Origin of the sequence: Delftia acidovorans SPH-1 (assembly GCF_000018665.1) — a bacterium.
Lineage (GTDB): Bacteria > Pseudomonadota > Gammaproteobacteria > Burkholderiales > Burkholderiaceae_C > Comamonas > Comamonas acidovorans.
In genome coordinates, this window is sequence record NC_010002.1 from 634897 (window position 1) to 649067 (window position 14171).

The 14171-nt window shown below is 68.8% G+C and carries 11 protein-coding genes; 2 read left to right on the plus strand and 9 right to left on the minus strand.

What is annotated here, in order from left to right; translation table 11 throughout:
• Positions 1-693 precede the first annotated feature (693 nt).
• The 4 genes from DACI_RS02930 to DACI_RS02945 all read right to left on the minus strand — a co-directional run bounded on the left by DACI_RS02930 (position 694) and on the right by DACI_RS02945 (position 4943).
• Positions 694-1665 (minus strand): Bug family tripartite tricarboxylate transporter substrate binding protein, encoded by a 972-nt coding sequence (locus DACI_RS02930; protein ID WP_043780454.1) that lies wholly within the window; start codon positions 1663-1665, stop codon positions 694-696.
• Between the two features lie 104 nt (positions 1666-1769).
• Entirely contained in the window at positions 1770-2036 is a 267-nt protein-coding gene (locus DACI_RS02935) for a DUF2783 domain-containing protein (RefSeq protein WP_013800326.1), read from the minus strand.
• Positions 2037-2167: 131 nt separating this feature from the next.
• On the minus strand, positions 2168-3844 hold the full coding sequence (locus DACI_RS02940; protein ID WP_012202511.1) for an FAD-dependent oxidoreductase: 1677 nt from the start codon (positions 3842-3844) through the stop codon (positions 2168-2170).
• 133 nt (positions 3845-3977) lie between these two features.
• On the minus strand, positions 3978-4943 hold the full coding sequence (locus tag DACI_RS02945; RefSeq protein ID WP_012202512.1) for an MBL fold metallo-hydrolase: 966 nt from the start codon (positions 4941-4943) through the stop codon (positions 3978-3980).
• Positions 4944-5092: 149 nt separating this feature from the next.
• On the opposite strand from DACI_RS02945, the gene DACI_RS02950 reads away from it, so the two are divergent.
• Entirely contained in the window at positions 5093-5911 is an 819-nt protein-coding gene (locus DACI_RS02950) for an IclR family transcriptional regulator (RefSeq protein WP_174549409.1), read from the plus strand.
• 19 nt (positions 5912-5930) lie between these two features.
• Here the strand turns inward: DACI_RS02950 and DACI_RS02955 are convergent, their stop codons facing one another.
• Positions 5931-7763 (minus strand): methyl-accepting chemotaxis protein, encoded by a 1833-nt coding sequence (locus DACI_RS02955; RefSeq protein WP_012202514.1) that lies wholly within the window; start codon positions 7761-7763, stop codon positions 5931-5933.
• Between the two features lie 307 nt (positions 7764-8070).
• Between DACI_RS02955 and DACI_RS02960 the strand changes: the two genes are divergently transcribed.
• Positions 8071-8904 carry a GNAT family N-acetyltransferase gene (locus DACI_RS02960; RefSeq protein ID WP_043780457.1) on the plus strand — a complete coding sequence of 278 codons (834 nt, stop codon included), beginning with the start codon at positions 8071-8073 and terminating at the stop codon, positions 8902-8904.
• Positions 8905-9160: 256 nt separating this feature from the next.
• Here the strand turns inward: DACI_RS02960 and DACI_RS02965 are convergent, their stop codons facing one another.
• The 4 genes from DACI_RS02965 to DACI_RS02980 form a co-directional block, all read right to left on the minus strand.
• A complete protein-coding gene (locus DACI_RS02965) occupies positions 9161-9628 on the minus strand; it encodes a CoA-binding protein (RefSeq protein WP_043780459.1) in 468 nt (155 codons plus the stop codon).
• Between the two features lie 28 nt (positions 9629-9656).
• A complete protein-coding gene (gene nhaA, locus DACI_RS02970) occupies positions 9657-10928 on the minus strand; it encodes a Na+/H+ antiporter NhaA (RefSeq protein ID WP_012202517.1) in 1272 nt (423 codons plus the stop codon).
• Between the two features lie 235 nt (positions 10929-11163).
• On the minus strand, positions 11164-11697 hold the full coding sequence (locus tag DACI_RS02975; RefSeq protein ID WP_012202518.1) for a hypothetical protein: 534 nt from the start codon (positions 11695-11697) through the stop codon (positions 11164-11166).
• A 193-nt stretch (positions 11698-11890) separates the two neighbouring features.
• Positions 11891-14161: a protein-disulfide reductase DsbD family protein gene (locus DACI_RS02980; protein WP_043780463.1), complete on the minus strand. Its 2271-nt coding sequence runs from the start codon at positions 14159-14161 to the stop codon at positions 11891-11893.
• Between the last annotated feature and the right edge of the window lie 10 nt (positions 14162-14171).

Here is a 14171-nt window from a genome sequence, read left to right on the forward strand (position 1 = left end):
GGATTTACTTGGATAAATCCTCGAGTGGCTTATGAGTGCTGCTTTGGAAGGAGCACGGCCACGGGTAGGGACATGCAAGCCCTGGTTGACAGGGTGTTGCGTGAAAAAGGAGGGTTGTCGCCCGTTATCTTATGCGGACGGATTTGCGGAGCCTTAGCGAGAGGACGAATTGTGCAAGTCGTCAATGCCACACGCTGGTGTATGCGCTCGGCTGTCTAATTTGGAAATGGTCCATTGGTTGAACCCTAAGCACATCTGTCAATCCATGGCAAGACCGAAACAGATTGCAGTTCCCAAAGGCGCACCGGAGACGCCATTCGACCTGAGATCTAGATAGAGGACCGCTGCCTGTGTCCATGAACACCACGCGGTGGTGATCCGAAGGCTTGGGAATCAGGAGCGGATCTGGTCAAGCCTTCACAGCCGCCCTCGCCGATGCTTGCTACGGCCAGGCGGTCCTGCGCCAGCAAGCTTGGAAAGGCAAAGGCTTGCCAGGTAAGGTCGTCTGGGAGGTGTGGTGGATTTGCTGAGCGGGGCTTCGCTACTGTGGAAGTCTTGCCTGGGGCAAACGGAATTCCTGCAAGGCGGCATCTGTCCCCTGGATTTGCTGGAAGTGCCGACCACCGGCGCAAGGGCCTGCTGAGGTCGGGCACTTTCATGGAGTCATCGCCGCTCGGGGCGGCGAGGGCTCGCTCAATCCAGCTTGATATTGTTGGCCGAGATCACCCGGCCCCACTTGCTGCGCTCGGCGCGCACGAACTGGCCCATCTGGTCGGCGCTGCCGGGCATGGGCTCCACGCCCATGGCGGCCAGGCGTGCCTTGGTGCGGGTGTCGGCCAGGGCCTGCTGCAGCGACTGGCTGAACTTCTTGACCACCTCGGCCGAGCTGCCCGTGGGCACGACGATGCCCTGCCAGGCATAGCCCTCGAAACCTTTCAGACCCTGCTCCTGCAGCGTGGCGATCTGGGGCAGAACGTCCACGCGGGCGGGGCTGGCCACGCCGATGGCCTTGAGCTTTTTCTCGCTCAGGAAGGGAATGATGGTGGCGCTGTCGGCCCACATGGCAGGGATCTGGCCGCCGACCACGTCCTGCACGGCCGGGGCGGCGCCACGGTAGGGCACATGGGTCATGTTGCTGATGCCCGCCTGTTCGCGGAACAGTTCGCCCACCAGGTGGTGGGGGCTGCCCAGGCCGGCCGAGCCCCAGCTCACGCCGGTCTTTTGCTGTTTGGCCCATGCCAGGAATTCGGCGAGGTTGGTGGCGGGCACCTCGTTGTTGACCACCAGCAGCATGGGAAAGCGCACCAGCATGCCCACGGGCTTGAAGTCGCGCTCGGCGTTGTAGTTGAGCTTGCTGAACAGGAAGGGGTTGGCCGCCAGCGTGGCGAAGTCGGCCGTGAACATGAGGTTGCCGTGGTCGCGCGAGCGGGCGCTGTACTCGGCCGCGATGTTGGTGCCCGCGCCTGGCTTGTTGTTGATGACGATGACCCGCTCCATGTTGCGGCCCATGGCTTCGGCGATGACGCGGGCGACCACGTCCGAGCCGCCGCCGGCCGCATAGCCCACGACCCATTCCAGGGGCTTGTCCTGTGCGAGGGCGGCAGGCCCTGCGGCCAGGGCCAGGCCCGAGCAGGCCAGTGCGGCCAGAAACTGCTTGCGTTGCATCCTTGTCTCCATGTTGTATGCGGCGCCCTTGTGAGATGTCCGAGTTGTGAGGCGGGCGCCTTTGTGGGGATGGCAGGCCGCCGCACGGGCGGCGGCGCGCGGCTTCAGGCGGCCGCGTGCACCGGGGCGACCGGTGTCACGGCGCCGCGCTCGGCCGGGTCCGCGCCGGCAGGGGCAAGTCCTGCGCTGGCGCGGGCCAGTTCGAGCGCATGCAGCAAGGTGCCCTGGTGGCCGATGTGGTTGGCCAGCAGCAGCACGAGGCGGGCATTGAGGGCATGGCTTTGCGCGGTATCGAGCCCCTGGTGGGTGGCGATCAGGGCTTCGTAGAAATCGTCGCAGGCCTGCAGGTTGGGGTGGGTGGACAGCAGCATGGCGGTCTCCTGACAAAAATGGGGGAATCCTTTGGTGGGGCCTCCACCAGGGACAGCGAGCAAGGGCCGCCCCGCAGCGAGGCTGTCGTCCCCCTCCCGCGTAGCGAGAGAGGGGGAAGGCGCGAAGCGACTCAGGGGGAGGCTCTTTGGAGAGCGGCGCGCACGCCGGCCTCGTCGGGGCGGCGCCAGCGCGCGCAGACATGCTGGTCAGGCCGCAGCAGGTAGCTGGTGCCGGGGCGCGCATCCAGGCGTTTGGCCGCCAGGCCGCGTGCATCGATGAGGTCGGCGCCGTGCGCATGGGCCTCTCCCTCGGCCGCGATGGACAGGTTGAGCACGCCGGGCAGCGCCTGCGCCCAGGCGGGCGTGGGGCCGAAGTGCAGCAGCGTGAAGTCCGGTCCCAGTGCGCGCAGCAGCCAGGCCGTGCCGTCTGCGCCGGGCCGGCGCATGGGCGCATCGGCCAGCACGGCGCCGGGCAGCTGCGTTCCGTCGAAGGTGTCGGTGTCAGGCGTGTTGAGCGCGGAGCCATGCAGCGTGGCCGGCACGGACAGCCGCCCGCTGTTGACGATGCGGCGCGCGAATTCATGGTCGCGCGCCAGGTCGAGCACGGCGTCGCGGAACAGGCGGCTGATCTCGCTCTTGGGCGTGATGAAGTCGGTGGCGCGCGTGGAGTTGCGGATGTTCTCGTCGGCCGCGTATTCGCGCTCGGCGCCGTAGGTGGCGATCAGCGAGGCATCGGCCTGGCCGCGCAGCACGCGGTCCAGCTTCCAGGCCAGGTTCTCGGCATCCTGCACGCCGCTGTTGGCGCCGCGTGCGCCAAATGGCGAGACGCCGTGGGCGCTGTCGCCCGCGAAGACCACGCGGCCATGGACGAAGCGGTCCATGCGCAGGCAGGCGAAGGTGTAGACGCTGGCCCATTCCAGCTCGAAGGGCGCGTCCTTGCCCAGCAGGGCGCGGATGCGCGGCACGATGTTCTCGGGCTTTTTCTCTTCCTCGGGGTCCGCGTCCCAGCCCAGCTGGAAGTCGATGCGCCAGACATCGTCGGGCTGGCGGTGCAGCAGCACGCTCTGGCCCGGGTGGAAGGGCGGGTCGAACCAGAACCAGCGCTCGGTGGGGAATTCGGCGTGCATCTTCACGTCGGCGATCAGGAAGCGGTCGCGGAAGATGCGGCCATGGCTTTCCTGGCCCAGCAGGCCACGCAGCGGCGAGCGCGAGCCGTCGCAGGCCAGGACCCATTGCGCATCGATGCGGTAGCTGCCATCGGGCGTCTCCACGGTCAGCAGGGCGCCCTCGGCCTGCGGCTCGAGCGCCGTGACCTTGCTGTGCCAGCGCAGGTCGATCAGCGGCAGCTGCAGTGCGCGCTCGACCAGGTAGGCCTCGGCGTAGTACTGCTGCAGGTTGATGAAGGCCGGGCGCTCGTGGCCGTCCTCGGGCAGCAGGTCGAAGCGGTACAGCGGCTGGTCCTTGAAGAAGACCTTGCCCAGGTTCCAGGACACACCCTTGTCCACCATCGCCTGGCCCACGCCCAGGCGGTCCCAGATCTCCAGCGTGCGCTTGGAAAAACAGATGGCGCGCGAGCCCGTGGACAGCCGGCAGTCGTTGTCCAGCAGCACCACGCGCTGGCCGCGCTGGGCCAGGTCGATGGCCAGCGACAGGCCCACGGGGCCGGCGCCGACGATGACCACGGGATGCCGGGCGGGCGTGTCCGCACCGGCGTCCTGGTCGGCATGGCGCTCGTAGGGGATGTGGATGGACTGTATGTCTGCGCCGCTGCCGCGCAGCGCTTGCAGGGAGATGGCGGGGTGGGACATGGTGTTCGTCCTCTGGCGTGGGCAGTGTGGAAAAAAAGGGCGCAGCCATCCCCGCCGGCGCGCCAGGGCGCCGGTTCACGGACGGGTGCGAGGGGCGGGCGTGCCGGTGTTCAGGCCCGGACGCCGCCGTGCATCAGCCTTCGAGCGCCAGCCACATCTGGCGGTCGCGCTCGGCGGTCCAGATGCGCGGGTCGGCGTGGCCCGATGCCTCGTCATAGGCGCGGGTCACATCGAAGGGCATGCAGTGGTTGAAGATCACCCACTGGCCGTACTTGGGCTGCAGCTTGGCGAAGGCGGCCTCGTAGACCTTGCGCAGGTCCTGCTGGGCATCGGCGCCGGCCTTGACCTCGGTCCACAGGTCGCTGATGAAGTCGCGCGTGCCGGCCAGGCCGGCCTGCACCTCGGCCGGCGTCTGCAGCGCGGCGCCCCGGCCGGGCACGAGTTTCTCGGGCTGCAGGGCGGCGATGGCGTCCAGCGTGTGCGGCCAGTCCTGGAAGTAGGCGTCGCCCGCATAGGGCGTGGCGCCGAATTCCACCAGGTCGCCGCTGAACAGCACCTTGTCCTGGGGCAGCCAGACCACGGTGTCGCCCTTGGTGTGGCCGCGGCCCAACTGCAGGATCTGCACTTCCAGCTTGCCCAGCCACAGGGTCATCTTGCCGGTGAAGGTGAGGGTGGGCCAGGTCATGCCCTCGGGCACGCTTTCCACGTTCTGGAACAGGCGCGGGAAGCGGCCGATCTCGCTGGCCTTGTCCTGCTCGCCGCGCTCCACGATGAGGTCGTAGGTGTCCTGGCTGGCGATGATGTGCTCGGCGCCTTCCGCGAAGAAGGCCGAGGCGCCCAGCACGCGCACCGCGTGGTAGTGCGACAGCGTGACGTACTTGATGGGCTTGTCCGTGACCTCGCGGATGCGGCGTATCACGTCTTGGGCCATGACGGGCGTGGCCTGGGTGTCGATCACCATCACGGCGTCGTCGCCAATGATGATGCCGGTGTTGGGGTCGCCTTCGGCCGTGTAGGCGTAGGCGTGCTCGGAGAGCTTGTCGAAGCTGACCTGCTTGATTTCGAGGTCGGCGGCGGAGGCAAAGGTCTTGGTGGTCATGGGCATCCTGCTTTTGAGATGGACAAATGCATTTGTTTTTATCGAATGCCTGAATGCTAGGGAAAAATTCAACATTGAACAATTCATTTGACATAGTGAAAAACCCTCGGAGCCGCAAACTTCGGGTTCCAGCCTTCACAATGCCTGCCATGTCCGATGCCGCCTCCTCCCCGAACGACCCCGTCTTCCCCTCCGACAGCGCCGATGACGAGCCTGCGCGCGGCCCGCGCGGCATCCAGAGCGTGGAGGTCGGCGGCCAGCTGCTCAAGGCGCTGGCGCGCACCGGCCGTCGCATGGCGCTGAAGGATCTGGCGCGCGAGGCCGGCATGACGGCGGCCAAGGCCCACCCCTACCTGGTGAGCTTCTGCAAGCTGGGCCTGATGGAGCAGGACCGCGCCAGCGGCCACTACGGCCTGGGGCCGCTGGCCATACAGATGGGGCTGATCAGCCTGCAGCAGGCCGATCCCGTGCGCCTGGCGATTGCCGAGCTGCCCGCGCTGGCGCAGGAGGTGGGCAGTACGGTGTCGATTGCCATGTGGAGCGGCCAGGGGCCGACCATCATCCGCGTGGAAGAGGGGCCCACCCATGTCTATGTGGCCATGCGCCACGGCACGCCCGCATCGCTGCGCCACACGGCCACGGGCAAGATCTTTGCGGCCTTTGGCGAGCCCGGGCGCATCGCGCCCCTGCTGGACGCGGAAGGTCACAGCCTGGAGGAGCCCGCCTTTGCAAAGGAGCTGGCCGCCATCCGCGCCAGCCGCCTGAGCCGGGTCGAGAACCAGCTGCTGTCAGGCGTGAGCGCGCTGGCCGTGCCGGTGTTCGACGGCTTTGGCCAGCTGGTGCTGGCCATTGCCGCCATCGGCCCTTCGGCCACGCTGGACCTGGACCTGCAAGGCCGGCCGGCCCTGCTGCTGCAGGCCCAGGCGCGCAGCCTGTCCCAGCGCCTGGGAGCGCCGGCCCAGGCCTGAGCCCGTCGCGTGCTGCGGCTCAGTTGGTGAGCAGCAACTGATCCCGGGCAGGCGCACGCCCTTCCAGCGTGAAGCCGGCCACCGTGCGCGACAGGTGGTGGGCCTGCTCGTTGAGCACGGACGATGCGGCGGTGGACTCCTCCACCAGCGCGGCGTTCTGCTGCGTGGCGCGGTCCATGTCGGCCACGGCCTGGTTGATCTGGCCGATGCCCACGCTCTGCTCGGTCATGGCGCCGTTGATCTCGACAATGATCTGGGAGACGCGCTGGATGCCGTCCACGATCTCGCCCATGGTCTGGCCGGCCGCGCGCACGCGGTCCGTGCCCATGGCCACGCTGGCGCCGGAGGCGTCGATCAGGGTCTTGATCTCCTTGGCGGCCGCCGCGCTGCGGTGGGCCAGGCTGCGCACTTCTGCCGCCACCACGGCAAAGCCCCGGCCCTGTTCACCGGCGCGGGCTGCCTCGACGGCGGCATTGAGTGCCAGGATGTTGGTCTGGAAGGCGATGGCATCGATGACGCCGATGATCTCGCCGATCTTGGACGAGGCCTTGGAGATGTCGTCCATGGTGCTCACGGCGCTGCCCACCACGTCGCCACCCTTGGTGGCCGAGCTGCTGGCCGACTGGGCCAGGCGCGTGGCCATGGCGGCCGCCTCGGCCGACTGGCGCACATTGGCCGTCAGCTGCGACAACGAGGCCGAGGTCTCCTGCAGGCTGCTGGCCGAGGACTCGGTGCGGTTGGACAGGTCCAGGTTGCCCAGCTTGATCTCGTCGGTGGCGGTCTTCATGGACTCCACGCCGTTGCGCACATCCTTGAGCACGGTGCCGATCTGCTCGACGAAGCCGTTGAAGGACGAGGCGATCTGCGCCACTTCGTCATTGCCCGACACCGGCAGGCGCTGCGTCAGGTCGCCGCCGCCCGAGCCGATCTTGTCCATGGCGTCGCGCACCTGCGACAGGCGCCGGAAGGACTGGGCCGTCAGCGCCGCCGCCACGGCCGTGGCCAGGCAGGCCAGCAGCACGATGGCAATGGCCAGCGTCTTGAGCACGCTTTGCAGTCCGGTCGTGGCCTCGGCCTTGTCCAGCGCCACCACCAGCAGCCAGTCCGTGCCCTGCACCGGGCGGGCCTTGAGCAGCTTGGCGCTGCCGCCCAGGTTCACTTCCAGCGGCGCCGTGGCGCTGGCCAGCGCGGTCAGCGCGGCAGGCGTCAGCAGCTCGGAGAGGTCGGAGGTGGGCTTGAGCAGCAGCTTGGCATCGGCATGCGCCAGCACCTGGCCGTCACGGCTGACCACAAAGCCCAGGCTGCCGGGCGTCGGGCGGATGGCGGAGACCACCTCGCGCACGCCCTCCAGCGGCACGGCGCCGCTGATCACGCCCTGCAGCGCGCCGCCGCGCAGCATGGGCGCCACGAAGGCCACATAGGGCACGCCCGTGGTGGAGTCGCCATAGGGCTTGGTCAGCGTCAGCTTGCCGGCCTGCACGGCGCTCTTGTACCAGGGGCGGGCCGTGGGGTCGTAGTCGGGCGGGGTGCTGGTGGTGGACTTGTAGGTCTTGTCTTCCCAGCCCACCGTGGTGATGGGAAAGCCGCTGGCCTGGCCCATGTGGGCGGCAAAGCCCTGCGGGTCGCCATGCTCGATCACGGCGGCGGCGGCGCTGACGGCGCGCGCCTTGGAGGCCACCCACTGGTCGATGGCCATGGTGTTGCCTGCGGTGATGGCGTCCAGGTCCTGTTCGATGGTCTGGAACGTGCTGCCGCGGACGATGTGGTACGTGGCGGCCCCCGTGATGGCAAGGGCGCCGACCACGGTGGCTGTGCTGATGGCAAGGATCTTGGAGCGAAGGGTCTGGAGCATGGCGCGGCAAGGGAAGACTGAGGACTCCGCATGCCGCGATGGCCGGGCATGCGGCCCTGTCATTAACGCACAATTTGTTTCATTTTTGACGACATGCCAACCCTGGGATGGCGTGCACCAACTTGCGCGCAACACCTGTCATAGAGGCATTTGCTGCAGTGCACCATTGCAGTGCGGCATGACATGTTGCTGTAACGCAACCGTCGCGGGACTTTCATGGCCGCTTTCCACAATGGCGGCACGCAGGCAAACCGAGTGGCACAGGCAGGTCACCGACTGCGTCCAACATGACGAGGAAGGCGGGCATATGGACGTTCTGGACACCCTTCGCAACGCGGCGATCGACGTCGCCAAGCCCCCGCTTTCCGCGCTTCTCCAGCCACCCCAGGCCGCAGACAAACCGCTGCGGCTGGACGTGCGCTGGGCTCGGCACCTTGACGAAGTGCGACAGGTGCAGCGCCTGCGCCACGCGGTGTTCGCCGCCGAGATGGGCGCCGTGCTGCAGACGCCGCTGGCCGGACACGACATCGACGCCTTCGACGATTTCTGCGAGCACCTGATGGTCTGCGATGCCGACAAGGGCGTGGTCATCGGCACCTACCGCCTGCTCACCCCCACCCAGGCGCTGCGCGCGGGCGGCCTGTACTCCGACCAGGAATTCGACCTCGCCCCGCTGCACGCCTGGCGCCCGCGCATGGTGGAGCTGGGCCGCAGCTGCGTGCATGCGTCGCACCGCCAGGGCGGCGTGATCCTGGCGCTGTGGGGCGCCCTGGCCGAATTCATGCAGCGCAACCAGCTGGACGCCATGGTCGGCTGCGCCAGCATTCCCATGCAGTACCCGGGCCTGGCCCACGGCGAGGGCCCGGCGCGCGTCTGGCAGCAACTGCGCCAGACCCATCTGGCCGAGCCCGAGCTGCAGGTGCGTCCCCGCGTGGCCCTGCCCGAGGAGTTGGCCTCGGTCAGCACCAGCGGCATGAGCGTGGAGCCGCCCGCGCTGATCCAGGGCTATCTGCGCACGGGCGCCAAGGTGCTGGGCGCACCGGCCTGGGACAGCGACTTCAACACGGCAGACCTGCCCATCATGATGCGCATGCAGGACCTGCCTTCGCGCTACATGCGCCTGTTCACGCGGCGCGGCTGAGGCCGTCCCGGCGCTTGGGGGGGAATCGGGGGATTTTCGGAAAGAGAGGGCGGATCCGGCTTCTTGTGCAGTGAGCCGGACCGTGATGTGCATCACAGGGCTGTCACAAAGACCGTGCATGATGCTGGATGTGGGCTGAAGCAGACACCCGGACGGAGGCAGGTAACCTGCACCGGACTGACCGGGCCTTGGTCCACGCCAATTGCAGGCCGCAGCCTTTCAGGGGCTGCGGCCTTTTTCATGGGCAATTCCTGAGCTACCGGGCAGCGGCTGGGGTATCGGCCAGCAGGCGCTGGTGCTCGATCTTCACGCAGCGGTCCTGCACGGTCCACAGGCCTGCAGCGCGGGCCAGTTCCAGGGCGGCATCGTTGACCACGCCCAGTTGCAGCCACAGGCAGCGCGCGCCGATGGCAACGGCCTCGGCGGCCAGCGGCGGGATGTCCTCGCTCTTTCGGAAGCAATCGACCATGTCGATGCGCAGGCCCTGTGCGGCCAGCGCGGCCGCAGCGTCGGCCAGGCTGGCATGGACGGGCTCGCCCAGGATGCGTCCGCCTTCGCGTGCCACCACGGGGTTCACGGGAACGATGCGGTAGCCGTGGCGCTGCATGTACTGCGAGGCCTGGTGGCTGGGCCGGTCGGGCTGCGGCGACAGGCCGACCACGGCCAGGGTGCGGCACTGCACGAGGATGTCACGCAGGCGGGAGACTGTGGCTGTATCACTCATGCGCCGCAGTGTACGCAGCGCATGCGGATCAGGCCGGCTGCACTGTCGCGGACGCAGCATGGCGGCGGCGCAGCACCAGGCCCCAGGCCAGGCCCAGCACGGCGGCCGTGGCCGAGGCCATCAGCACCCCCAGCTTGGCGGCATTGAGCAGGGCCTCGCTGTCAAAGGCCAGCGTGGCGATGAAGATGGCCATGGTGAAGCCAATGCCTGCCAGCAGGCCTGCCAGCAGCGTGTCGCCCCAGCCCATGCCTGGCGGCAGCGCGCACATCCGCAGGCGTACGGCCAGCCAGCAGCTGAGCAGCACGCCCAGCGGCTTGCCCAGTACCAGGGCCAGGGCCACGCCCCACATCACGGCCGACGTGCCCGCCACATCAATGCCAGCGGTGCCCGCGCCCTGCAGCGGCACGCCGGCATTGGCCAGCGCAAACAGCGGCATCACGCCAAAGGCCACCCAGGGATGCAGGTCCGCCTGCACGCGCTCCACGGGCGCGGCGCTTTCGCGGCCTGCCAGTGCGTGCACGGGCGTCACCAGGCCCAGCACCACGCCGGCCAGCGTGGGATGGGCGCCGGTCTGCCAGATGCCCCACCAGAGCACGGCGCCCGGCAGCACATAGGCCCAGGCGCGGCGCACGCCCAGCGACTGCAGCAGGAACACGCCGGCCAGGCCGGCGGCGGCCACCAGCAGCTGGCTCCACTGCAGCCCGCCCGAATAGAACAGCGCAATGATGAGCACGGCCACCAGGTCGTCGATGATGGCCAGCGCCAGCAGGAACACGCGCAGCGCGGGCGGCAGGCCCCGGCCCAGCAGGGCCAGCACGCCCATGGCAAAGGCGATGTCGGTGGCCGTGGGCACGGCCCAGCCGTTGCGCAGCGGCGGCGCGGCATTGAAGGCCAGGAAGATCAGGGCCGGCGCCACAACGCCGCCCAGCGCGGCCATCACGGGCAGCAGCGCCTGGCGCGGCTGGGCCAGTGCGCCGGAATGCATCTCACGGCGTATCTCCATGCCGACCACGAGAAAGAACACGCTCATCAGCGCATCGTTGACCCAGAAATGCAGGGATTGCGACAGCTGCCACGGGCCCAGGCCCAGGCTCAGCGGCGTGTGCCACAGCGCCTCATAGGAGCCGGCCCAGCCGGAGTTCGCCCAGAGCAGGGCGGCGGCCGCTGCCAGCAGCAGCACGATGCCGCCCGCAGCCTCGGCATGGGACCAGCGGGACAGGAAGGCGCCGACGCGATCGGCGAAAGACAGGAAAAGGGGCGTGCGCGGGCCGGACGGCCGCGGGGTCGTGTAGGTGTTCATGTGCAAAGCAGCAAAGGGGCCTTGCGGCCCCGGTGCGCAGGCGGCCCGACCTGCGCTATCAACACCTGTCCTGCCGCCCCATGCGGTCTGGACACCCAGCGGCCATTATAAAAGAAGCCCCCACTCCCTTTGCTGCGCAAGGTCCGCTGCCCCCCCGAGGGGGCCGCTTTTTGCCTTGGGGCGGCCCGGCGGCAAAAAATCGGCGGCCGGGACTCTTGCGCAAGACCCTGCGGATTCAGGGCCTGGGCGGCTCATTGCGCGCAACGCATTCGGCCAGCAGGCCCAGCGAGGACAGCGCAATCATGAAGACCAGGAACACATAGGCCGCCGTTGCCACGCCCAGGCTTATGCTGAAGCCCCATTGCAGCACCGAGCAGGCCATGCCGGTCTGCGGGTACATCGCCGTGCACTGCGATGCGGCGGGCATGTGCACGTACCAGGTGACGGCGATGAACATGGCGCCCGCCACCATGGCGGCATTGCCCCAGGGATGGGTCTGCGGGTGGTACAGCGCATAGATCAGCGCCACGGGAACGGCCAGGCCCCAGGCGAACATCATCAGCCAGCTGAACACCGGCGAGACCGCCAGGATGGACTGCAGCCATCCCATCTTGGGCAATCCGTTGACGAAGCCCAGCAGGTCCCAGACAAAGGGCAGGACGATCCCCGCCACGGCCAGGCTGGCAAGCCCCAGCGCCAGCAGCAAACCCTTGCCGCGTGAACGATGGTGCACCCCCGAAGGGTGCGAATGGGTGATCAGTGCATGCATGGCCCACCTCCTGTGTCGTGCAGGGCGGGCAGTTGCCGCGCGGGCGGGTCTCCGGAGTCGGGCGGCAGCCGCGGCGCCTAGCGTTCGGATTGCGGTATTCCCCGGATGCATCCAGTCTAGGACGGCGTGCGCTGCAACAAATGTAGGCCTGGGACCTACCCAAAATCGGGGTTTGTCCCAGGAGGGCGTGCCGTCAAAGCGCGGCCAATGCCCCCAGTACCTCGCTCTTCGATAGCAGCTCGCTGAGCACCACCGGGGGCTTGCCCGGCGCATGCAGCACATAGACGGGCACGCCGCTGCGGCCCAGTTGCTGCAGCGCAGCGGTGATGGCCGGGTCGCGCCGCGTCCAGTCGGCGCGCAACAGGGTCACGCCGTGCTTGTCGAAGGCGGCCAGCACCTCCTCATGGTTGAGCGTGGTGCGCTTGTTGACCTGGCAGGTCACGCACCAGGCGGCTGTGTAGTCCACGAACACGGGCTTGCCCGCCGCCTGCAGCTCGGCCACGCGGGCGGCCGACCAGGGCTGCCAGCGCTCGCCTGCAGCGGACGCCGTGCCCGTGCCCTCGGCCTGGGCAGGCGTGGTGATCAGGGGCGCGGTGGTGGCCAGCAGCGCGCCTGCCAGCACCACGGCCAGCGTGGCCAGCACGGCCCGCGTGCGGCCCTTGAGCGTCAGCGTCCAGACCAGGGCGCTGAATGCCAGCAGCAGGGCCAGCAGCGCGGTGGCGGCGTCGATGCCGCTCTGGTGCCCCAGCACCCAGACCAGCCAGACCACGGTGGCGAACATGGGGAAGGCCATGGCGCGGCGGAAGGTATCCATCCAGGCGCCTGGGCGCGGCAGCCAGCGCACCACGGCGGGAACGAAGCTGGCCAGCAGATAGGGCAGGGCCATGCCCAGGCCCAGGGCGGCAAACACCGTCAGCGCCTGCAGGGCCGGCATGTCGATGGCAAAGCCCAGCGAGGCGCCCATGAACGGCGCCGTGCAGGGCGAGGCAATGGCCACGGCCAGCACGCCGGACAGAAAGGCATCGGCCACCGGATGGCGCGCATGGGCCGCAGCCCAGCGGCCGGGCAGCATGGAGCCGAACTCGAACAGGCCTGCCAGGTTCAGCCCCAGCAGCGTGAACAGGGCTGCCAGCAGGGCCACGATGGCCGGCGACTGCAGCTGAAAGCCCCAGCCCAGCTGCTCGCCCGCTGCGCGCAGGGCCAGCAGCAGTCCGCCCAGGGCCAGGAAGGACAGGACCACGCCCGCCGTATAGGCCAGCCCGCCCAGGCGCTGGGCGCGGCGGTCCTGTCCATGGCGTGCAAAGCCCAGGATCTTGATGGCCAGCACCGGGAAGACGCAGGGCATGAGGTTCAGGATCAGTCCACCCACCAGGCCACCGAGCAGGGCCATCCACAGGCTGGTGGCGCTGGCAGCAGGCGCAGCGGCCTGGTTGGCCGCCAGGGCAGCGGCCAGTGCGGGGGAAACGCTGGCCATGGCGGCAGCCGTCCAGCGGCCCTCGACCGGAGCCTCGACGCGCCAGGCCACGGGCTGGCCCTGCTCCAGCGCTGCGGTGCGCTCGGCAGGTGGCAGGGCCAGAACCACGGGCAGCTTGGCCGGAGTGTCGCCGCGCATGTCGGACAGGGGCAGCTCGGCCACCCAGGCCGCACCATCCCAGCGCTGCTGCCAGTCCTTGCCCAGTTCTGCCGCGTGGTGGAAGGTGTCGGAAGATTCGGGATAGAAGTCCAGCGTGCGGCCCTGCAGGGATTCCGGCAGGCCCTCGATGCGCAGCTGCACGCGCTCGTCGGGCGTCCTGCCTTCTGCTGCTGGCTGGCTGGCCGGCACTACCTTGGCCTGGGCTGGCGCAGACAGTGCCTGGGGCTTGAGCGCCCAGGCCTGGGTGAAGGCCTGGCCCTGGCCTGCCGTGCTGCCCTGCACGGGCAGCTGCAGCTGGAAATCGCCTTCCTCGGGAATGCACTCCACGCGGCAGACCAGCCAATTCGCGTGCAGGCGCAGGTCCAGCATGCCGGACGCGGGCGGCTTGAAGTCGGCGGCCACCTGCACGGGCACGGGCAGCAGCACCTGGCCTTCATAGCCGTAGTTGAGCAGCGGGCCCACGCGCAGCGCCTCGGGCACGGGCCACTGGATCTCGCCCGCCGTCAGGCCTGCAGGCAGCTGCCAGTTCAGCTCGGTGGCCAGGCCGGAGTCACCGGCGTTCTTCCAATAGGTATGCCATTCGGGCTGGTGGGTGATCAGCAGGCCCAGCCACAGCGTCTGGCCGGGCTGAACGCCTTCGGGTGCCTGGGCCACGAGCTCGGCCCGCACGCGTGGCGTGTCCACGGCCGCGGCCGCCCCGCTGCCGGTCTTCAGGCGCAGCTGCGCGCCGGCAGGGGTGGCAAGCAGGCTGGCGGCGGCAAGGAAAAAGGCGAGGAGCCAGAAGGCGAGGTGCTGGGGGACAGTGTGGCGAAGAGGTGGTTGGTGCGGCATGGCGGACTGT